Source organism: Paraburkholderia sp. BL9I2N2 (assembly GCF_004339745.1).
In the GTDB taxonomy this organism is placed as follows: domain Bacteria; phylum Pseudomonadota; class Gammaproteobacteria; order Burkholderiales; family Burkholderiaceae; genus Paraburkholderia.
The window spans coordinates 640,138-660,067 of the sequence record NZ_SMGP01000002.1 but is presented as its reverse complement, the minus strand read 5'-3'; the positions used below and the strand labels follow the sequence as shown (position 1 = coordinate 660,067).

Sequence of the window (19,930 nt, the reverse complement as noted above, 5' to 3'; positions counted from 1 at the left end):
AGCAACTCGAAATACGGCATCCGCCTGATGCATATCCGCAGGCAACGCACAGGCGGATGCGACTGGAGAAGACAATGGTTCTTGCACTCGATATTTTCACAACCGCGGCGGTGCTGTTCATCGTGACCGCAGGATTGATGGTGATTTTCGGCGTGATGAAAATCGTCAATTTCGCCCATGGTGCGCTGCTGACGATAGGCGCCTACGCGAGCTTCGTCGTGACGCAGCTCAAGCTGAGTCCGTGGCTCGGGCTGCCACTCGCGATTGTAGTGGGTACCGCCGTGGGCATGCTCGTCGAGCAGGTGATCGTCCGGCCGCTCTACAAGCGTCCGCTCGACGCGATCCTCGCCACCTGGGGTCTGGGTATCGTGATTGGGCAGCTCATCGTGATGGCGTTTGGCCGCGAGGCGCAGTTCGTGGAGACGCCGCTCAAAGGGGCTGTCACTATCGCGGGGACTGATTACTCTGCCTACCGTTTGCTGCTGATCCCGATCGCGCTCGGTCTGTGCGTCCTCATGAGCGCGCTTCTCGCGGGAACGCGCTTTGGCATCAGGACACGCGCGGTGATCATGAACGAGGACCTGGCGCGAGGTCTCGGCATTCATTCCGGCCGCATCCGTTTCATTACCTTCAGTCTGGGCGCGGCGCTGGGTTCCCTCGCCGGCACGCTCATTACGCCGCTATCGAGCGTCGATCCCGATATGGGGCTGCCGTGGCTGGTGAGCGCGTTCATGCTGGTCATGGTTTCAGGACACTCGATGCTCAGCCTGCTGGTGACGTGCCTCGTGTTCGGCGCTTGCCAGGTGCTGGTCAGCACGTTCGTCAGTCCGGTACTGGGCGGATTGACGATCGCCGTGCTGGCGGCGCTCACGTTGCGGATTCGTCCCAAGGGGTTCTCTCATGGCTAAAGTCGACGAATCGGTGCATCGTGCCGGTGCTCCAACTGTGCAAGGCGACGGGCAAGCACGCAAACGGCCAACCATTCACGGACGCGGTCTGCTCATGGCCGGCGGGGTGGGTGTGGTTCTGCTGGCCGCCGGTCCGCTTGTTTTCGGCTCGTATCTGCTCAACGTTCTCATTCAGGCTTTCTTCTTTTCCATCGTGGCCGTGACCGTGGATATTCTGTGGGGTTACACCGGCTATCTGACGTTCGGGCAATCGGCGTTCTTCGGTCTTGGGGCCTATGCCGCAGGTCTCGTGTTTACGCACGGTGGTTTCTCGGCGGGTTATGTGGTGCTCGCACTGGGGGCGGCAATCGCGGTGACCGCGGCCGTAGCTGCGTTGCTCGGCTGGTTGTCGTTCTATCGCGGCGCGTCGCCGTTTTTCGCGACTGTGATGTCGCTCGTATTGCCGATCGTTCTCAGCCAGTTGCTACTCTCCGGCGGCGCGTGGACCGGTTCGAGTTCGGGACTCACCGGCTACGAGACCTTCGATCTTTCGCTGCAGGCCTGGTACTGGCTTGCCGGTGCGGCGCTGCTGGTCGTCGCCACGCTTGCGTGGCTATTCGTGCGAAGCGACGGCGGCCGCGTGCTGGCTGCCATTCGCGACAACGAATCACGCTGTTCGTACCTCGGCATCAATACGTCGCTCGTAAAGATCGCCTTGCTGGTTGCGACCGCAGCCATCGCCGGTCTCGCGGGATTCGGCTACGGATCGTTCAGCGGCGTGGTCGCGCCCGAGCTGGCCGGGTTTGTCCTCGGCACCCAACTGATCATCTGGGTCGCGCTCGGCGGCAGAGGAACGTTGTGGGGGCCGGTGATCGGCGCGCTTCTGATCAATGTCGGGACCGCCTATCTCAGCGGCAGCATGCCATTCGCGTGGCAACTGATCCTGGGCGCCGCGTTCGTGGCCGTCATCGTGCTATTGCCGCAAGGTCTGGTGCCGCTGTTGCTAAAGCCATTGCGCCATCTGGCCGGTCATGGCGCCGAACCGGAACTGGTCGAGCGCGACGTAGGTGTGGCTCATCAACGGGAGCTGTCAGCGCCGGCCCTGCAGATGAACGGCGTTGCCAGGCATTTCGGCAGCCTGAAAGTGTTGCAAGGCATCGACCTGAACGCCAATGGAGGTGAGCTGGTTGGTCTCATCGGCCCGAACGGCGCCGGCAAAACGACGCTCATGCGCTGCATGAGCGATGGTGCGGAACGCTCCGCCGGCACGGTTGTGCTGTGTGGCCACGATGTCCGTCAATTGCCGCCGGACCGATGCGTGCATTTCGGGTTGGGGCGCAAGTTCCAGAACGCGAATATCTTCGAGACGCTTACCGTTGCCGAGTGCCTGAGAATCGCGGGCACCATCATTGAACGGCCATCGCTGTTCCGACGCTCCACTACGCTTGCGCTGCCGCCGTATGCGCTGGAGGTGCTTCGTACCACTCATCTCGATCAAAGGCTGGGCGCCGTGGCGAAGGATCTGTCGCACGGGCAGCAGCAGGCGCTGGAACTGGCGATGGTGCTCGCCCTGGAGCCACGGATCGTGCTGCTCGACGAGCCCACGGCGGGTTTGACCAAAACGGAGCGCACGCAAATCGGGAATGTGCTCGCCGCATTGGCTCACCAGTATCAGCTCTGCTGTCTGCTGGTGGAACATGACCTCGATTTCGTGGCCGGGATTGCCACGCGCATCGTGGTGCTGCATCAGGGGCGTATCGTGATGCAAGGCAACTTCGACGAGGTAGTCAACTCGGAGCTGGTCAGAACGATTTATGCAGGGACCGCGCAAAGCGCCGCGGCAGGCGAAAACGTCGGACAACAGGAGGCGTCATGACCCGGATCGCGCTGGAATTGCAGGACGTGACGAGCGGGTACAAGGCTTCGGTCGTGCTCCGCAAGTTGTCGATGACCGTTGCCGACGGCGAGGCCGTCGCGCTGCTCGGCAAGAACGGCATGGGCAAGACGACGGTGCTCAAGACAATCATGGGCTATCTGCCGAAGCAAGCCGGCGCCATCCGTGCGCGGGGGCAAGAAATCACGCGCATGGCGCCTCACCAGATCGCGCGAGAAGGCATTGCTTACGCGCCTCAGGAACACGCATTGTTTCAGGACCTCACCATCCGCGACAATCTGCGTCTTGGGCTCGCGAAGGCATCGGCGTTCGACGAACGCTTTGCCGGGATCGAGCTGGTGTTCCCGGTGTTCGCGAGTCGTCTGAAGCAATTGGCCGGCACGCTTTCCGGCGGCGAACAGAAGATGCTGCTGGTGGCGCGCGCGCTCATGATGCGTCCTTCGCTCATTTTGCTCGATGAGATTACGGAAGGGTTGCAACCGTCCGTGATCGAACGTCTCGCCGACGCGCTGCTATGGGAACGCAGCCAGCACGGCACGGCGCTGCTGCTGGTAGAGCAGAATGTTCCCTTTGCGCTGAAGGTTGCCGACCGCTACGCGGTACTCAAGCAAGGCGAGATCCTCGAGCATGGCAACGCGAAGGATGAAGCGGCGGTGGGATCGATCTTCGAACACTTGCGTGTGTAACATGCGGGACGACCATGACGATAGGCGACACATGATGAACGCAAACTCATTTTATCGACCCCGCTCCGGACTGGACATGCTCGAGCAAACTGCCGCCGACCCTCGCGAGCGCGGTCGCGTCGTCCTCGAGTCGCTCGCGCGCATCGAGGAAGTCGAGCCGGAGGTGAGGGCGTTGACGGCCGTTGCGCAGCGCGAAACGGCGTTGACCGCGGCTGCTGGTGCAACGGGGCCGCTGGCCGGCATGCCGATCGCGGTGAAAGATATCTTCGACACGAGCGGCCTGCTCACCTGCTACGGCTCTCCAATTTACAAAGGCCATCAGCCGAAGTCCGATGCCGCGATTGTCACGCTGTTGAGGCGCAACGGCGGCATCGTCATCGGCAAGACCGTCACCAGCGAGTTTGCCTATATGAACCCGCCGGTGACGCGCAATCCGTGCGACCTGGCGCGTACCCCCGGCGGATCGTCATCCGGGTCGGCCGCCGCGGTGGCCGCCGGGATCGTGCCTTTCGCGATCGGTTCGCAGACCGGCGGCTCGACCATCCGGCCCGCTTCGTTCTGCGGCATCGCTGGCTACAAGCCCACGCTCGGCATGTTGCCGACCGTCGGCATGAAGTGCTTTTCGTGGTCGCTGGATACGGTTGGCCTGTTTGGCGCCGGCGCGCGGGACGTGGCTTACCTCGCGCAGGTGCTGTCGGGCCACCAACTGGCCGTGGACGATGTATCCGCCAACCCGGTATTCGGCGTGCCGGACAGCTACCCATGGACCGAACCGTCCGCGAATGCCAGCACCGCGCTCGACACGGCGGTGCGGGCCATCGAGCAGGCGGGGGGCCGTGTGCGGCGTGTGCGTTTCGCTCCGTGGATGGCCGACCTGGTCGCCGCGCACAATACGATTCAGAGCTACGAGTCATATCGGGCACTGGGCTTCGAGTACGATCATCATCGTGCCGATCTATCGCCACTGCTCGCCGGTTTTCTTGAGCGTGCTGCGAGGGTCGATACGACAAGCTACGCCAAGGCGTGTGTTCTCGCGGAACAGGCGAAGACCAGGCTTGCCGGGTTGTTCGACGGTATGACCGGACTGCTGACGCCCAGCGCACCCGACGAAGCGCCCGACGGCCTGGCGTCCACAGGCGACCCCGCATTCAATCGCAATTGGACGTTGCTCGGCTGCCCGTGCGTGAACGTGCCGGGATTGAAGGGCACACGAGGCGGCCCGATTGGCGTGCAGGTGATCTGCCGCCCGTGGGACGATGCCCGATGCCTCGAGGCTGCTGCGTTCGTCGAGCAGGCGATCGCTGCGTCAGTGGGACGTGTTCCCGCGACCTAGGAAACGAGGAAGCGGTGCAAGGAGGAAGCAAAATGGAGGCAAGCTCGCGACAGTCGGCCAATCCGGCGCCCGCGGACGATGGTTGGCGCATCGGCGTGTTGTACTCGCGCACGGGCGTGACTTCGGCAACCGAGTCGGAGCATTTTTTCGGCACGGCGCTCGCGATTGAAGAAGTCAACGCGGCCGGCGGAGTGAGCGGGCGCCTGCTCGACCCCGTTGTTTACGATCCGAAGAGCGATCCCGATGAATACCGCCGGCTCGCCACCCGGATGTTGCAGGAAGACGACGTGACCGTGATTTTCGGCTGTTCGACCTCGTCGAGCAGAAAGGCGGTTTTGCCGGTGATCGAGCGCACCAACGCATTGCTATGGTACTGCTCGATCTACGAAGGGTTTGAGTATTCGCCCAACGTGATCTACACCGGCGCGGTGCCGAACCAGAACAGCATGCAACTGGCGGCCTACCTGCTGCGCAATCATGGCCGCCGTTTTTTTCTGGTGGGCGCCGACTACATCTATCCGCGAGAATCGAACCGGATCATGCGCGACATGGTCGAGCAGCATGGCGGTGAAATCGTGGAAGAACTCTATCTGCCGAGCGACGCAGATCCGGCGGCGCTGGAAGAAGTGGTGCGGCAGATCAGGAGCGTCGAGCCCGACGTCGTGTTCTCCACTCTGATCGGGCGAGGTGCGCGTGCTTTTTATCGGCTGTATCGCGAGCACGGTATCGACCCTGCACAGATTCCGATTGCAAGCTTGACGATGACCGAAGGCGAAACGCGGATGATTGGCCCCGAACTATGCGGCAGCCACATCATCTCGGCGAGTTACGTCAACACGCTGAACCTCGCGAGTAATGAGCGCTTTCTGAAATCATGGCATGCGCGATTCGGCGATCAACCGGCCAGCATGTGGTCGGAGATGGCGTACAACCAGGTGCATCTCTTTGCGCTGGCGCTGGCCCGTAGCGGAAGTCTCGATACGGCGAAGCTGGTGGAGGCGGTGCACGAAGTCGAATTCGATTCGCCGGAAGGGCTGCTGAAAATCGACCCGGAGAACAATCACGCGATACTGACGCCGCGCATTGCCGTGTGCCGGCCGGACGGCTCGTTCGACATAGTCTGGGAGGGGCGAGGTCCGATCAAACCTGATCCGTATCTGACGTCGTACGGATTCGCGGAATTCTGGCTCGATGGAGAATCGGTATGAGCACGGGGGCCCGTCGCCTTTTCGACGATCTACGCACGCTGCGCGTCCTCGTGATTCATCCGCCGGGCGACGACCGCATTGTTCTGGAAGAGCAGTTGCGCCGCATCGGCTGTCCGGTGCGCGTGCTCTGGCCGTTTCCGTCGCAGCTGCCGGCCGATGTCGACGCGATTTTCTTTCTCGTCGGCCCCGAAACCCGCAGCGCGGGCAACTGGTGCGCAGCCGATACCGAAGCAACGTTGATCGCGCTATCCGACTACGAGAATCCAACGGCGCTAAAAATGCTGGTGGATACGCAGGCGCATGGCGTCATCACGAAGCCCTACCGTTCCACCGGCATCCTGAGCACCCTGGTGCTCGCGCGCGCGTCCTCAGGCTATCAGCAGCGGTTGCACAGCAAGGTCGCGAAGCTCGAGGAAGCGATCAAGGCGCGACGCCACGTCGAGAAGGCCATCCGCATCCTCATGGAGGCGCACCAGCTCAGCGAAAATGAAGCCTACGAGCACATTCGCTCGAGAGCGACAAGTCTCCGGGTCACGGTGAGCGAGATCGCTACGCTGGTGATCGATGCACATGAGGCAATGGAAAAACTCGGTCTTGCCAAGGGATCAAAACTTTGAGTCGTGACGGCGCCAGTGGAACGCCGGCGAGGATTGATATCGGACGACGCGCTTCCGAATCCATTGCGCGACCTCACAGAACCTGCCGGTCCCAACGACGCCCGCGCCGCTGCGCAATCTACTGGGCGGTCTGCTGACGTTGATACTCGTTGTGCTTCATTTGCATGTAGTCGGCGCGGCTGACCTCGTGCAATTGCCGCGGATACTGCTCGGTCGCATCGAACCAGTCGGTGAGGCGTTTTTCGAGGCGGGCGTTGGGCGGGCTGGAAAGCGCACCCAGGTACGCATCGATGGCTAGGTAATAGCGCATGGTATTGCGTTCCACCAGGCCGCGCACGCCGCCGATGTACTGCGTCTCGCCCGTCGACTGATCGGGCGTGGAGGAAAAGCCAACCTTGTCGCTGCCGATGGTCGCCAGATAGGTTTTCATCGCAAGCCGTCCTGTCGTGCCATAGCCGTAGGCGTAGGTCAGATGGATAAAGGTGCGGTTATCGCCCACGGGTATCGCCTCCATCACGATACGGTAGTCTTTCGTACTCAGCGGACCCGTGGCGGCGGAGAGTTCCACGCGAAGATAATCCGGGTTGGTCGCGGCCGGCCGATAGTTGAATTGCACACGGTAGGACGAGGAAAGCGATTCCTCGGTTTTCTTGCCGATGTTCACCGCGAGGACCGTACCGCTGGCGCTCGTCGATGCATGGCAGTACTTGGTGTTCAGGTGCAGGATCAGCACGTCGCACCAGTTGGCCGGGCCCTGAGTCGGGTCGTTGAGCGTGCCGTCGACCGTCGCGAACGGATAGTTGAGCACACCGTAAATATCGCCCTTGAGCGCCGAGGGCAACTCCTGCGATTCGAGGTAGAGCGGTCGCTGGAACTGGTTGTGCGCGAGCTGCTGCGTCAGACTCTGGTATTTGTCGCGCAGGCTCGCTGCGTTGCCGGCCGCTTGCGCGAAGGCGCTCTGGCACAGGCAGCAGAGCACCGCCAGCATCGCGGCCATCAGCCACTGACTGCGGTTGCTTGCTGCAGATTTGGCAAGCCTGCTCATGGACGCACTCCTACTTTTGGCTCAGGTTGCGGGGCGCCGTGCGCGGATCGGATCGTGGAGCCCTCGTTGCCCCGCATTCTTGCAGGAGGTGGAGGGGTTTGTACATCCGTAATCGCCGCTGTCGTGCAATCGGCCGTTGCCGACAGTCAGGCATCGTCGCCGGTGAAACGGACCGCGGGCCGGGTGTCACCTGATCGACAGCTTCAAGGTGTAGTTATTGACTCTTCGAGTTACTCGGCAGGTTATCGATAGAGCAATTGCGGGAGAAGTCGAGCGACCTTGGTGGGTCTCAAGCGTGGAACAGTTGAAAGTCAGATATCCTCACCGAGATTGTTGCGACACCTGCGGGAACCGGGCTTTAATGCAGTCTGCAATGGTGCGGTGAAATTGATAGCCGCGCGGAGCGGATGGCGGGCTCGCCCGAAGTGACCGCGCGCAGGGTCCTGGACGGAGGCGACCGATTGACACGGGTGCGCCATTCGCGATTTTTTTAACGCCGCCTGTCCGTCAGCATGCGGTCCGAGCGTCATTGTAATGGCGGCCCGATGCCATTCAGCCGCCTTAACCCCATGACGGAGGCTCATATGCAATACCTATTGATGATCTATTCGGAAGAAAACGGCTGGAACCAGATGACCGACAGCGAGCGGCAGCAAGGGGTTGCCGCCTATCAGGCGTACACCGAATCGTTGAAAAAAGCGGACGCGCTGGTGGGCGCCAACCGGCTCCAGCAGACGAGCACGGCCACCACGGTGCGGCTCGTCGACGGTAAGCCGCAGGTGCTGGACGGACCTTATTCCGATTCGAAGGAACAACTCGCCGGCTACTACCTGATCGACGTGCCCAACCTGGACGCGGCGATCGCGTGGGCGTCGCGTTGTCCCGGCGCGGCGCACGGCCTCATGGAAGTGCGCCCGGTCTGGACTGCGCCTTATGATGCGCCATCCGCTGCATGAGTCCGGGCGGCGCCGACCGTGACGCTGACGGCGCCGCGCATGCGATTGCCGAGGCGGTCGCGCGCCGCAGTTACGGCAAGCTCGTCGCGCTGCTGGCGATGCGCACGCGCGACGTCGCCGCGGCCGAGGACGCGCTGGCCGACGCGTTTGCGGCCGCGCTCGCGGACTGGCCGCAGCGCGGCTGCCCCGCGAATCCCGAAGCGTGGCTGATGACGGTTGCGCGCCGCCGGGCGGTCGATGGCGCGCGTCATCGCCGTGTCGGCGACGAAGTGGTGAACCAGCTGGCGATCCTCGCCGACGAGATCGACGAGCGTGAAGCAGGCATGTTGCCCGACCGGCGGCTTGCGCTGCTGTTCGCGTGCACGCACCCCGCGCTCGAGGCCGCGATTCGCACGCCGCTGATGCTGCAGGTGGTGCTGGGGCTCGAAGCGAAGACGATTGCGTCCGCGTTCCTGATGTCGCCGGCCGCGATGAGCAAGCGCCTTGTGCGGGCAAAGAACAAGATTCGCGAAGCGGGCATTCCGTTCAGCGTACCCGAGCGCGAGGAGTTGCCCGGCCGGCTCGCCGCGGTGCTGGAAGCGGTCTATGCGGCGTATGCGGAAGGGTGGACCGATCCGGTCGGCGGCGATACCGCGCGGCGCGATCTTGCCGGCGAGGCGCTGTTTCTTGCACGACTGCTCGTCGAGTTGCTGCCGGAGGAACCAGAGACGCTTGGTCTGCTCGCGCTGATGCTGTATGCGCAGGCGCGGCGCGATGCGCGACGCGATGCGGCCGGCGACTACGTGCCGCTGTCGGCTCAGGATCCGGCGACATGGAACGCGCCGATGATCGACGCAGCCAATGCACTGCTGCGGCGCGCGAACACGCTCAACGCAATCGGACGCTTTCAGCTCGAGGCCGCGCTGCAGTCCGCGCACGTCCATCGCTGCCGGACGCATCGGCCGAACTGGGACGAGGTCGTGCAGCTCTACGATGCGCTACTTACGATTGCAGCATCACCGGTGGTCGCGGTGAACCGCGCGCTTGCGCTGGCCGAGCGTGACGGCCCGCAGGCGGCGCTCGACGCGCTCGAACCGTATGCGCACGATCCGCGGCTGGCCGACTATCAGCCGTACTGGGCCGCGCGCGCCGATCTGCTCGCGCGTGCCGGCGCGACGGCCGAAGCGCTCGGCGCTTACGATCTCGCGATCGGACTCGAACGCGATCCGGCCGTGCGCCGGTTCTTGCAGCGCAAGCGCATCGAACTGTCATCGACGAGGAGTTAAATTGGCGCCTTGCGTTTGTCACGCGAGGTTGCAAGCCGCGCGCTAACGCGGCTCAGACCCGCGCCGAATGAGTCGCGTATGCCGCTTGCATGAGCCTGTTAGCTGCCAACAGGAAACGGTCGACCTTCGCTCAAGAGGTCCTGACCGAAAGAACACATGAACTGTACGAAGCTCTGGAGTCCATCCTCAATATGATCTAAAAATGAGGAGGCGCGAATTGCACGCTATGCGTCGCGAGTTAATGAGGTCATTCACGTGAATGATCGCTAGATCCAGGAGAGCAGCAGTCATGGTGCAAAAAAAACGAATTCATGCTGCGCTCTTCGCCGCAGCGATCGCCACGATTGCGCCGGCCTGTCAGGCGCAAAATACCACCGACTGGCTGGCGAACACCTATGGGACTCTCGCCGCCCACGTGGGTAACACCGCGCGTTCCATGTGGGTCGCGCCCGAGGGCGTCATCTATACGGCATCCATGTGGGACGAGTTCGAGGGTGGCGTCGCGATCTACCAGAACGGCAAGAGCCTCGGCTCGATCGGCGCGCACGGCGAGTTTCAGGGCGGCGCGATCACGGGCAACGCGACGTCGATCTTCGCGGCACTGCAGCCCGGCGGGTCGTACGGAAGCGGCGCGGTGGGACGATACAACCGCACCACCAAGGCTCGCGATCTTTTGATTCAGGTCAGTGCGTCGACCAACCAGCCTCGGGTCGACGTCATCACCGGACTCGCCACGGCGGGCTCGCTCCTCTATGCGAGCGACTTCTATGGCAATCGCGTCCGCATCTACACCACCGACGGTGTCTGGAAGCGGGACATCAACGTGTCGGGGCCGGGCGCGCTCGCCCTGGATGCCGCGGGCAACGTCTGGGTTGCTCAGAAGAGCGAGGGCTCGACTGTCGAGTTCAGTCCGACTGGCGCGCTGCTGAACACCATCCGTATGCCCAGTGGATCGCAGCCATCGTCGCTCTATTTCGATGCATTGTCGGGGCAACTCATGATAGGGGACGAGGGCCCCGACATGAACATCAAGCGCTACAAACTCTCGGGCACGCCGACGCTGGCCGGTACATTCGGCATTCAGGGCGGCTATCTCGACACCACGACGGGAATCAAAGGCCAGGTCGGCGCGAAGCGCTTCACCCGCGTCACTGGCATCGGCAAGGACACCGCGGGCAACCTCTATGTGCTCAACAACCCGTGGGGCGGAAGCTGGGACCTCGGCCGCAATGGAGGCACCGACATTCATGCGTATAACAGTGCCGGCAACCTGCGGTGGACGCTTCAGTCCCTCAACCTCGAGGGCATCGCCGCCCCGGACCCGGCCACGGATGGCGCCTTGTTCTATGGCGGCACCAACATCTACAGCGGCAGCGCTGGAGGCACCTTCGTCGCGAACACCGTCGATCCGTTCACTTACCCATCGGACCCGCGCATCAACATGAACGATCACTCACGGGACGAGCACTTCGGTCAACTTGCCACCGTCGGTGCCAACCGGATCCTCGTGGCGTCCGGCCAGAATCCCGATATCTTCTACTTCTTCCACTTCAATGCTGCGAATGGCTACATCGCCATACCGGACGCCACGCTTCCTGGTCCGGCGTTCAAAACGACCGCGGCGGTCAGGGACGGATTCAACATCGACAGCAAGGGGGGCGTCTGGGCCGGTCTGGATAAGACGGGCTTCATCTACCACTACCCGCTGACCGGCTTCGACGCCAGCGGCAAGCCAACATGGGGACCCGGCATCCCTATCCGCATTCCCGCGAGCATCCAGCCGCTGACGCGCATCGTCTACCTCGCGGACAGCGACACCATGATTCTCGGGCAGGGTGTCGTCGGGAGTACGGACTGGACTTCGATAGGCACGCGGATCGAGGTGTATCACGGCTGGAGCGCGGGCAACACCACGTCACCCAATCCGGTGATCAACCTCACCCACGTCGGCGCCAAGTCGATTGACGCGGCCGGCCGCTATCTTTTCGTCGGCTACTGGTTCGGCAGCGGCCAAGCTTTGCCGAACATCGATGCCTTCAATCTCGCGACAGGCAACCTCGACACGACGCTGGTCAACACCAATAGCCGTGCCGTGGACGCCAGCAGCGCGATCGATGCGATGTACGGCATCAGGGCATACCTCCGATCTACCGGCGAGTACGTGGTCACGAAGAACAACGTCAAGGGCTCGAGCATTACTGTTTATCGCTGGACGCCCTGATCGTGCGTTTCCGTAGACTCTTCACATCAGCTGCTGGAACCGGCGCGAACAATCAATGTATCGGCGCGTCACCTGCGAATGTTCTCTCAGCAGATTGCGTGCGGACGTTCACCGTCTTCTATCGACCGGCAGCTTTGCATGCATGCGGCTGGTAGTAGACCACCCGGTTCGCGTTTGCTCGGCGATTCGGACCGCCACTGCGCTACGCCCTGCCGAAAGCAGGCGGATTCCTCTCGATGAAATCGGGCAGATTGCCATGCACCGGATGCGCAACCGGTGCGTATGCGTAGAGCCTCAACCACTCGCTATAACCCTGTACGAGAAAGCCTCCTGAACGTTCTATGTACTGCTGGCGGGAGGTCTCGTAGACGACTCGAAGCGCAAACCACGGCACATGCGGCAAGTCGTGATGAACCAGATGATAGTTGTTGTTCAGAAACAGCAGACGCCAGAACCACGCCGCTTCGTTGATGACCGTGCGATGCTCGTGTGCCTGCGCAGCACGATGTTCCTGAAACGAGCGGATCGAACCCAACGACAGCGCGCCATACCCCGCGCCGACGACAAAGACCCACGCCGGAATCCCACACGCACGTTGCAGCCAGGCCGTGAGCCCGGCGAGTGCGGCGAAGTGCGCGAGCCACACCGGGACATCGCGCCAATCGCCGCTTCTGATTCGACGCAGCGCTTCCACGCCTGTTGCGGCAATGGCGAACGCCGGCCCGATCAGCAGGCGCCCGACAAACGTATTGCGGAAGGTCAGCAGTGCGCGAATCGCCCAACCCGCGCGTCGCCACACGAGCACGCTGACGAAGTAGCTCTCGGGGTCGCGCTCGGGATGCGTCAGATGCGGATCGTCGTGATGCTGAAGATGTGAGTCGCGATAGATGCCATAGGGAAACCACACGGCGAGCGGCGCGAACCCTAGCAGAGCGTTGACGAACGGCGAACGCGTCGGGTGGCCGTGCAGCAGTTCATGTTGCAAGGACATGTACCACGTGCCGAGCAGGGCCAGCAGGAAAGCGGTGAGCGGCAAGCCGAGCTCGCGCGCATGCGTCGCCACGCCGAACCATCCTCCATAGATCGTCACGATCAGCGCCCAGGTCGGCCATTGCGTGCGCCAGGTCCAGCTTGTCGCCAGGCGGGCGAGTGCGTTGCGTTGCGTGTCGTCGAGATAAATCGCCATGGGCGGGATCGGTCGGAATGCAGGTTCAGACCGATCCTACGGACCCGCGCGCGTTGCCAGAACCAATTTGTTCAGCAATGCATCTGCTCAAACGTGCATAGGCGCGCGGGCCTAAGCACCGGCGCGCTCTGCGAGCTTGCGGGGCAGGCGCTTACGGCGCGTCCGCTACGCGGCAGGCGTGATCCTGCAGGCCTTCTGCCGAGCCGCTGCCGTTGTCCACGTCGAGCCCGCTATTCAAGACCAGCCAGCCGTCCTTCTGAGCGGAGGGCCCCGCGCCCGTCACGAGAATGGTTTGCCCGGCCATCGCCGCAGCGCCCCGATTGTCCCGCGCGACGATGCGAAACGGGTTGTCGGCCCCCTCGAGCGAGGTCACGCGCATGATGCGGTAGCGATTGCCGTCGAGCGTCTCCCAGCGCCACTCATCGGGCGAGTCTTTGGCGTGGCGCGCGAGCGCTTCGCTGATATCGCCGCGTATGCAATCGATATGGATATGCAACTGGTTCTGCGTGCGGCGATATTGCGAGTTGATTTCGAGGCTGAGCTGATTGTCAGGCAGCGAACGCTTGACCGACTTCTCGACATAGGTGCGCGCGTCCCAAGCGTCGACCCAGTAATCCTGCGCGTGCGGCGCGAGCACGAGCGGGCTTTCGATCCCGGTAATGCGGTCAGTCGGAATCAGCAGATGCTGCGAGCGTCCGACGATATCCTTCAGGATCGCGTAACGTTTGTTCAGGTCGACAAACGTGCATTGACCCGGCGTGCCGGTGGCCTGCTGAGACGGCACGCAACGCAAATCGACGATCTTCCACAGCGCGTTCGAGTCGACCGCGGCGAGGCGCGCGCATGCGCTGGCGGCCAAGGCGATGGCTAACGCCGCGGCGATTCGCGCGCCGTGGCGTAAAAGGGCCCGCTGCGGGAGAGCGGGCATTGGTGTTTTCATCGGCGTTTTAGTCGAGTTTTTTTAGAGGTGTTGTGAAGGTCGTTGCGGTATCAAAGCACCGGCGCCGGCAGCGCGCCGAGAAGCTGTTCGAACGCCACGCCAATCGCAAGAATACGCCGGTCTTCACCGAGCGGGCCGTCCAGTTCGAGTCCGACCGGCAAGCCGCTCGCGGTCATGCCCGCCGGCAGCGAAAGCCCCGGTATGCCCGAGGTGCTGGCCGGATCGGTGTTGCGTAGGAACGCGTCCATGGTGTCGATCGCTGCTGAACCGTCGATCGAGACTACCGACGAGCCGTTGATGTCGTCGATCGGCACGGCGGCGAGACGCGTGGTCGGAAACAGCAGCGCGTCGAGCCGCTCGTCGGCGAACGTCGCGGCCATGTACTGCTGCAAGCGCGGACGCCAATGATTCAGCGCGGCCTCGTAGCGGTCGCCCAGCACATCGTCGAGCACGCCGTCGTAGATCGCGCGCACGTCCGGGCTGGCAATGCGGGCCGCCATTTCGACGACGGTTTTGACGGGCGCGTCGTTGGCGACGAGCCAGGCCAGCACGTCCTCGAGCGGCTCATGGATCGCGATCGGGCCGCCCACCATGCCGTTCAACTCGTCCAGTTCGCTCATCGTCACCGGCACGAGCACCACGCCCGCCGCTTCGAGTTGCTTCAACGCGGCCCGCGCGACGTCTTCCACCTGGCGCTCGAGCCCTTCCCAGAGCGGCGCGGGCAAGCCGATGCGCAACCCGTTCAACGCGACCGCCGGCAATGCGCCGGCGCCAGTGATTACGCCGTCGAGCAGCGCGATATCGGCGACGGTGCGCGCCATTGGCCCGACCGTGTCGCGCGTATGGCTGATCGGCACCACGGCGTTCGGATCGTGATAGCGCCGCTCGGGGCCGCCGTTGCCGACCGACGGACGAAACCCCGCCGTGCCCGTCAACGCGGCCGGGATGCGGGTCGAGCCGCCGGTGTCGGTGCCCAGACCCGCGGGCACGATGCGCGCGGCAATCGCCGCGGCGGTGCCGCCCGACGAGCCGCCCGGAATCAGCGTGGGATCGTAGGGATTGCGCACCGGCCCGGCATGCGTGGCGAGGTTCGTACTCGTAATGCCGAATGCCAGTTCGTGCATATTCGCCTTGCCGAGCACGATCGCGCCGGCGTCGATAAGGCGCTGCACCGAGGGCGCGTTGGTCTTCGGCATAAAGCCCTCGAGCGCCGGTGTGCCCGCCGAGGTCTGCATGCCCGCCGTGTTGATGTTGTCCTTCACGACGATAGGCAAACCGGCGAGCGGCAAGCGAGCCTTGTCGGCCGCGGGCAAGGCGTCGATGCGCCGCGCGGCGGCGAGCGCGCCGTCGAGCTCGAGCGTGGTGAGCGCATTGAGGCTCGAGAGCGCCGCTGCGCGCGCGAGCAAGGTGGCCACGTAGTCGGCGGCGTTCAGGCGGCCGGACTGGATCGCGGCGACGGCTTCTGTAGCGGTCAACGCGAGTTGTTCATCGACGGTCCATGTCATGGCCGGCGTCTCCTTGTCCTGATGGGATTTCCCGGCGCGAGGGTTTCATGAAGCGCAGTGCGAAGCGCGCCAGCGTGGGCACCAGCTTGGGCCGCAGCAGTCTCGCATCGTAACCGCTCATGCGCCGGTCGTTTTCCGCGAGGCAGAGCGCGAACAGGTCGCGCGCGTTCATGGCTTCACCGATTACGCTGCTGCTCGCGGGCAGAAAATTCGAATCGTGCGCCATGCCTTTAGCGTCGATGCCTCTCGCGATGGCAAGACGCTGCCACACCAGCACCACCCAGATCGCGGCCACGCGCAGCGAATGCCACGGTCTGCGCCAGAGTGGCATGGTGCGCCGATACCACGCGACCCAGTTGATAAAAAACAGAATGTGGCGCGCTTCTTCCTGAATCACGGGCTCGAAAGTCTCGACCAGCGCCTCGGGGAAAAAGCCCGACTGCTGCGCCGAGCGGAATAGACCGAACGCAAAGAAACTGTCGATGCACTCGCTATAGCCCGTGCGCATCCATTCCCATTCGGCGTCGCGCGGCGGCGGATAGTCCGGCTCGGGCGCGATCTCGATGCCGTACGCGGCGACCAGCTTCGAGAGCACGTGCTTGTGACGCGCTTCTTCGTCGCCTTCCATGGTGATGGCTTCACGCAGCAGGGGATCGCGCAGTTGCGCGGCATAGGTATGAACGGCGATCGACGCGCGGCCTTCGGTCTGCACCGCGATGTCCCAGATCGGCAGCGAGCACAACCGCTCGAGCGCATCGGGCGGCAGCGCCGGCCATTCGATCACGGCGGGTTTATAAGGGTTGTGGGTTTCAAGCAGCATCCGGCAAAACATCTGCTTGTGCGCCTCGGAACCGATCTTCACGCGGGCGGGGCCGCGGAATGTCCAGTGGCGTAGGGTGCGGTCTTCGGCAACATCTGTCAGTGTGTCGGACATGGCAGGCGTACAGAGGGCGAACTCGATGTGTCGCCTATTCTGGCACAACCGTTCAAATTCCGATGCCGAGCGGCGCAAGCTGGCCCGCGCCGCTCCCAGCGCAAGATGATGCAACTGACGCTGTCGGTGATTCTATTGGTGGTTATCGATCCACATGCGTCCCCAGCGGAATGCGTAGGCCAGCGCGTGCTCTTCGTCGAAGAAGTAATCGAGCGCGTCAAATGAATAATGCTGCTCGTGATTCGCGGAAGTTTTTTCGATGGTCAGGTTGGCGGCGAACAGGCCGTTGGGGAGTTGTTGTGCGGCCGGTGCAACTTCGTAACCCTTGTAGCGAATATGTGCGTTCATGATTTTTGGCAATCGTTGTGCCCCGCTTGCGTTGCGAAAAGGCCGGCACGTCGGACGCAACCCGTAGCGTCACGCGGCCGGTAAATCAGCGGGCAGGATCAAGCCTATGCCGCGCTGCGCAGCGGGTGAACCAATCTTTCGTCGTAAGCAAATCAGGAGGGAGGTGTACAGGAGCCCCGATCGGATCATATTCGCTGTGTTCAGACACACTATCCGGTGTTGCGGATCACGGGTCTGTTATGTGCCGCACGGTTCGCGCGAACGACCGCGCCGTGGGCCGCGCAAGCGGGTCCACGGCGTCGTGAGTCTTGTGGCGAAAGGGATGTAAACCGGGGATTTAAACCGCGTGCAGGAGGCGAGCGGGTTGTGCTTCCTTGAGCGCGGTGCCGGCAAGCGGCGCGGCGTCCGGCGTGCGGTGTGCGTTGAATGCCAGCGCGAATTGCGCGGCCTGCTGGCCGACGGTGGCGAGCTGATCGACGACTTTGACGTCGGAACAGGTATCGACGGTGTCGAAGCGCGTTTCCAGCGTGTTGATGCCGGCGCCGAACGGCGTTGGCCAGCCGCGCAACGCGTGGACGATCGAGCGCAAAGACGTCAGCACCGACCCCGCGGCCTGCCAGCCATACGCGGTGACGATACAGCCGACCGCGCGGCCATCCAGATAGGGGCGCTCGTCGGCGCGCAATTCCTCGAGCGTGTCGAGCGCGTTCTTGACGAGACCGGACACGCCGCCGTGATAGCCGGGCGTGGCGATGATCAACGCGTCCGCATGGCGCACCGCCTCGATCAGTTCAAGCTGTTCGTCCGTGCGGTGAGCCTGTTCCGGGGCGTAGTGAGGCAGGCTATGCAGGAAGGTGCCGCCGAACAGGCGGGTGTTCGCGCCGGCTGCTTGCGCGCCGCGCAACGCGAAGCCGAGCGCGCGTTCGGTCGACGAGGCGGCGCGCGTCGTGCCGCCGATGCCGATGACGAGCGGCCGGCGATGATGGTCGAAACTGGTCAACGAAATGCTCCTTCGGTAGCGGCTCACGGCGCGCCGGCGCGGGGCTGCGCGCAGCGGACCGGGGCGAACCGGACTTTGAAGTGTCATCTTAATCAGCGCCGGGCGCCGCACGAAGCGACTTTTTGTTCTAACGATATAACCGCGCGGCGTGTTGCCGGCGCGGCGGCGTGCCCGCAGCCGGCGTCGTGGAGCCCATGCCGCGTACGCTGCAATGCACTTGAAGCCGCCCCGGATAAGCATATGGCGAAGCATTGTTTGGGGGCGCGATGACCTGCGGCTATGATCGAATCGTCTCCTCCATGACACCTCCTTGACATGGGACTCGGCCTCGCCACGCCAGTGGCGGGGCCTTTTTTTATCCGCCGGCTGAAGGGCGCACACGCGGGCCACTTCACGATAAAGCCGTTTTTTGCATGTTACGATCGTCCGCGAAGCCAATCACGGCGAGGTCGAGCAAGCAATGGCAACTCTTTATGACACCCTCGGCGTGCCCACGCACGCCACGGACGAAGAAATCAAGCGGGCCTACCGCAAGGCCGCGATGAAGTGGCATCCCGACCGCAATAGCGGCGCCGAAGAAGTGGCACGCGCCACCTTCCAGGAAATCAAGGACGCGTACGCGATCCTCTCCGACGCCGCGCAGCGCAAGGTGTACGACGCGGTGTACGCCGAGCAGATGCGCAGTTGGGAAGCGCAGCACGCACGCCGGCAGAAGGCGCAAGCCGAGCGCGAAGCGGCGGCGCGCGCTGCCGACGAAGCCGCGTATGCGGAGATGGTCTCGCTCGCCATGCGTTTCGCCGACGACGGCCACAACCGCGATGTGCTGTTCGGCGTGCTGCTCGGGCGCCAATGCGAGGCACGGCGAGCCGCGCAGATCGCGGACAGCGTGTCGGCGTTGCAGGCCTCGCGCCGCGAAGCGGCGAAGGCGAAGGCGGAGGCCGAGGCCGAGGCCGCAGAGGAGTCTGAGGTCGCCGATGTTTCAGCCCAGTCCGAGGCAACTTCAGTGAAACAGGACGCCGCCAGCAAGGGCGCGCCGGCCGGCCGCGCCAATTCGGGCAAGCGCGAAGAACCCGCTGCCGAGACCCATCCGGCCGGCGTACTGGAAGGTTTGTGGTTTCAGTTTCTCAACGGCTTGCGGTTTTGACGCATCACGCCGGCTGCCCGGCGATTCGCGTCAGTTCTGAGGCGAGTTCGTCGATATAAGGGTCGTTCAGGCCGCAGTCCGCGAGCGCGCTCTGCAGCTTGAACACGTACTCCGCGTTGGTGCCGAACAGACCGGTCGCCACCGCCATCAACGGTGCGATCAGCGGTGCTCGCGCGTCGCCTTCGTATTGCGAATTCCCGTGATCCGCCACGAAGGCGATCGCCGATAGTTCGGTGCCGTCCTCGAGCGTGAGCGGCGCCCACGTCGGACGATAGGCGCCGGTCACCATCTCGCGAATCCAGAGAATGCGCAGCTCTTCTTCGAGCGTCTCGCCGCACAGGCGCAACGCGACGCCTTGCGTGCTGCCGCCCTGTTCGAGCGAAAGCATGCGGCCTGGCTGCTGCGGCGTGCCGCGTCCTGCGATCATGCGGATGCAGAAGCTGCGATGCCAGCCGTGCAGGGTCGCGATGCGGCGGCTGTCGAAGTCCGAGATCGGATTCCACATCAGCGAGCCGTAGGCGAAGACCCAGACATCGCCGGTGTCCGGACGCTGCTGCATGGTGTGCGCGAGCGACGCGTCGATTTGCGCCTGCGTCCACAGCATTTCCTTGGGCAGCGATTCAAAACTTTCGAGGTAGGCGCCCGAGCTAATGGCGTTTCTGTTCAGCATCCCGTGATTTCCATCGTGGTGTGGCGTGGCGTGGCGTTCGGCCGGTCGGCATGACGTCCGCGCAAAAACACTCAAGCTCAGTATGAAGGCG

General features: G+C 63.5%; 18 protein-coding genes. 10 read left to right on the top strand and 8 right to left on the bottom strand.

The window, feature by feature from the left end; genetic code table 11:
* The first annotated feature begins 74 nt into the window (after nt 1-74).
* The 6 genes from B0G74_RS24905 to B0G74_RS24880 are packed head-to-tail and all read left to right on the top strand — an operon-like array spanning nt 75 to nt 6,625.
* Nucleotides 75-908, top strand: coding sequence for a branched-chain amino acid ABC transporter permease (locus B0G74_RS24905; RefSeq protein ID WP_132377517.1), 834 nt, complete (start codon nt 75-77; stop codon nt 906-908).
* Nucleotides 901-2,763, top strand: coding sequence for a branched-chain amino acid ABC transporter ATP-binding protein/permease (locus B0G74_RS24900; protein WP_132377516.1), 1,863 nt, complete (start codon nt 901-903; stop codon nt 2,761-2,763). The genes B0G74_RS24905 and B0G74_RS24900 overlap by 8 nt, the downstream gene beginning before the upstream one ends.
* Nucleotides 2,760-3,467, top strand: a complete 708-nt coding sequence (locus B0G74_RS24895; RefSeq protein WP_132377515.1) for an ABC transporter ATP-binding protein — start codon at nt 2,760-2,762, stop codon at nt 3,465-3,467. Before B0G74_RS24900 ends, B0G74_RS24895 begins: the two co-directional genes overlap by 4 nt.
* Nucleotides 3,468-3,498: 31 nt before the next feature.
* On the top strand, nt 3,499-4,800 hold the full coding sequence (locus B0G74_RS24890) for an amidase (protein ID WP_132377514.1): 1,302 nt from the start codon (nt 3,499-3,501) through the stop codon (nt 4,798-4,800).
* 32 nt (nt 4,801-4,832) lie between these two features.
* On the top strand, nt 4,833-6,008 hold the full coding sequence (locus B0G74_RS24885; RefSeq protein WP_132377513.1) for a transporter substrate-binding domain-containing protein: 1,176 nt from the start codon (nt 4,833-4,835) through the stop codon (nt 6,006-6,008).
* A complete protein-coding gene (locus tag B0G74_RS24880; RefSeq protein WP_132377512.1) occupies nt 6,005-6,625 on the top strand; it encodes an ANTAR domain-containing protein in 621 nt (206 codons plus the stop codon). Before B0G74_RS24885 ends, B0G74_RS24880 begins: the two co-directional genes overlap by 4 nt.
* Before the next feature lie 118 nt (nt 6,626-6,743).
* Here B0G74_RS24880 and B0G74_RS24875 read toward each other — a convergent pair whose 3' ends face one another.
* Nucleotides 6,744-7,613, bottom strand: coding sequence for a hypothetical protein (locus tag B0G74_RS24875; protein WP_243658362.1), 870 nt, complete (start codon nt 7,611-7,613; stop codon nt 6,744-6,746).
* A 641-nt stretch (nt 7,614-8,254) separates the two neighbouring features.
* Between B0G74_RS24875 and B0G74_RS24870 the strand changes: the two genes are divergently transcribed.
* From B0G74_RS24870 to B0G74_RS24860, 3 genes are all read left to right on the top strand, one after another.
* Entirely contained in the window at nt 8,255-8,626 is a 372-nt protein-coding gene (locus B0G74_RS24870) for a YciI family protein (protein ID WP_132377510.1), read from the top strand.
* A complete protein-coding gene (locus tag B0G74_RS24865; RefSeq protein WP_132377509.1) occupies nt 8,623-9,891 on the top strand; it encodes a DUF6596 domain-containing protein in 1,269 nt (422 codons plus the stop codon). The genes B0G74_RS24870 and B0G74_RS24865 overlap by 4 nt, the downstream gene beginning before the upstream one ends.
* A 289-nt stretch (nt 9,892-10,180) precedes the next feature.
* Nucleotides 10,181-12,112, top strand: coding sequence for an SMP-30/gluconolactonase/LRE family protein (locus tag B0G74_RS24860; RefSeq protein WP_132377508.1), 1,932 nt, complete (start codon nt 10,181-10,183; stop codon nt 12,110-12,112).
* 202 nt (nt 12,113-12,314) lie between these two features.
* Here the strand turns inward: B0G74_RS24860 and B0G74_RS24855 are convergent, their stop codons facing one another.
* The 6 genes from B0G74_RS24855 to B0G74_RS24830 all read right to left on the bottom strand — a co-directional run bounded on the left by B0G74_RS24855 (nt 12,315) and on the right by B0G74_RS24830 (nt 18,025).
* On the bottom strand, nt 12,315-13,298 hold the full coding sequence (locus B0G74_RS24855) for a fatty acid desaturase (RefSeq protein ID WP_132377507.1): 984 nt from the start codon (nt 13,296-13,298) through the stop codon (nt 12,315-12,317).
* 151 nt (nt 13,299-13,449) lie between these two features.
* Nucleotides 13,450-14,226, bottom strand: a complete 777-nt coding sequence (locus B0G74_RS24850) for a CDP-diacylglycerol diphosphatase (RefSeq protein ID WP_243658300.1) — start codon at nt 14,224-14,226, stop codon at nt 13,450-13,452.
* Nucleotides 14,227-14,288: 62 nt separating this feature from the next.
* On the bottom strand, nt 14,289-15,743 hold the full coding sequence (iaaH, locus tag B0G74_RS24845; protein WP_132377505.1) for an indoleacetamide hydrolase: 1,455 nt from the start codon (nt 15,741-15,743) through the stop codon (nt 14,289-14,291).
* The gene (locus B0G74_RS24840; RefSeq protein ID WP_132377504.1) at nt 15,724-16,677 is read right to left on the bottom strand and encodes a ferritin-like domain-containing protein; all 954 of its coding nucleotides are present in this window, start codon (nt 16,675-16,677) and stop codon (nt 15,724-15,726) included. Before B0G74_RS24840 ends, iaaH begins: the two co-directional genes overlap by 20 nt.
* A gap of 132 nt (nt 16,678-16,809) precedes the next feature.
* Nucleotides 16,810-17,025, bottom strand: a complete 216-nt coding sequence (locus B0G74_RS24835) for a transcriptional regulator (RefSeq protein WP_106277508.1) — start codon at nt 17,023-17,025, stop codon at nt 16,810-16,812.
* A 337-nt stretch (nt 17,026-17,362) separates the two neighbouring features.
* The gene (locus tag B0G74_RS24830) at nt 17,363-18,025 is read right to left on the bottom strand and encodes an NAD(P)H-dependent oxidoreductase (RefSeq protein WP_132377503.1); all 663 of its coding nucleotides are present in this window, start codon (nt 18,023-18,025) and stop codon (nt 17,363-17,365) included.
* A gap of 460 nt (nt 18,026-18,485) precedes the next feature.
* Here B0G74_RS24830 and B0G74_RS24825 point away from each other — a divergent pair, with 460 nt between their 5' ends.
* A complete protein-coding gene (locus B0G74_RS24825; protein WP_132377502.1) occupies nt 18,486-19,169 on the top strand; it encodes a J domain-containing protein in 684 nt (227 codons plus the stop codon).
* Between the two features lie 4 nt (nt 19,170-19,173).
* Here the strand turns inward: B0G74_RS24825 and B0G74_RS24820 are convergent, their stop codons facing one another.
* A complete protein-coding gene (locus B0G74_RS24820; RefSeq protein ID WP_132377501.1) occupies nt 19,174-19,839 on the bottom strand; it encodes a gamma-glutamylcyclotransferase in 666 nt (221 codons plus the stop codon).
* Nucleotides 19,840-19,930: the final 91 nt, after the last annotated feature.

Coding starts and splice junctions, on each gene's coding strand:
- B0G74_RS24905 (WP_132377517.1), top strand. CDS start 75: ATGGTTCTTGCACTCGATATTTTCACAACCGCGGCGGTGCTGTTCATC.
- B0G74_RS24900 (WP_132377516.1), top strand. CDS start 901: ATGGCTAAAGTCGACGAATCGGTGCATCGTGCCGGTGCTCCAACTGTG.
- B0G74_RS24895 (WP_132377515.1), top strand. CDS start 2,760: ATGACCCGGATCGCGCTGGAATTGCAGGACGTGACGAGCGGGTACAAG.
- B0G74_RS24890 (WP_132377514.1), top strand. CDS start 3,499: ATGATGAACGCAAACTCATTTTATCGACCCCGCTCCGGACTGGACATG.
- B0G74_RS24885 (WP_132377513.1), top strand. CDS start 4,833: ATGGAGGCAAGCTCGCGACAGTCGGCCAATCCGGCGCCCGCGGACGAT.
- B0G74_RS24880 (WP_132377512.1), top strand. CDS start 6,005: ATGAGCACGGGGGCCCGTCGCCTTTTCGACGATCTACGCACGCTGCGC.
- B0G74_RS24875 (WP_243658362.1), bottom strand. CDS start 7,613: ATGCTGGCGGTGCTCTGCTGCCTGTGCCAGAGCGCCTTCGCGCAAGCG.
- B0G74_RS24870 (WP_132377510.1), top strand. CDS start 8,255: ATGCAATACCTATTGATGATCTATTCGGAAGAAAACGGCTGGAACCAG.
- B0G74_RS24865 (WP_132377509.1), top strand. CDS start 8,623: ATGAGTCCGGGCGGCGCCGACCGTGACGCTGACGGCGCCGCGCATGCG.
- B0G74_RS24860 (WP_132377508.1), top strand. CDS start 10,181: ATGGTGCAAAAAAAACGAATTCATGCTGCGCTCTTCGCCGCAGCGATC.
- B0G74_RS24855 (WP_132377507.1), bottom strand. CDS start 13,298: ATGGCGATTTATCTCGACGACACGCAACGCAACGCACTCGCCCGCCTG.
- B0G74_RS24850 (WP_243658300.1), bottom strand. CDS start 14,226: ATGCCCGCTCTCCCGCAGCGGGCCCTTTTACGCCACGGCGCGCGAATC.
- iaaH (WP_132377505.1), bottom strand. CDS start 15,743: ATGACATGGACCGTCGATGAACAACTCGCGTTGACCGCTACAGAAGCC.
- B0G74_RS24840 (WP_132377504.1), bottom strand. CDS start 16,677: ATGTCCGACACACTGACAGATGTTGCCGAAGACCGCACCCTACGCCAC.
- B0G74_RS24835 (WP_106277508.1), bottom strand. CDS start 17,025: ATGAACGCACATATTCGCTACAAGGGTTACGAAGTTGCACCGGCCGCA.
- B0G74_RS24825 (WP_132377502.1), top strand. CDS start 18,486: ATGGCAACTCTTTATGACACCCTCGGCGTGCCCACGCACGCCACGGAC.
- B0G74_RS24820 (WP_132377501.1), bottom strand. CDS start 19,839: ATGCTGAACAGAAACGCCATTAGCTCGGGCGCCTACCTCGAAAGTTTT.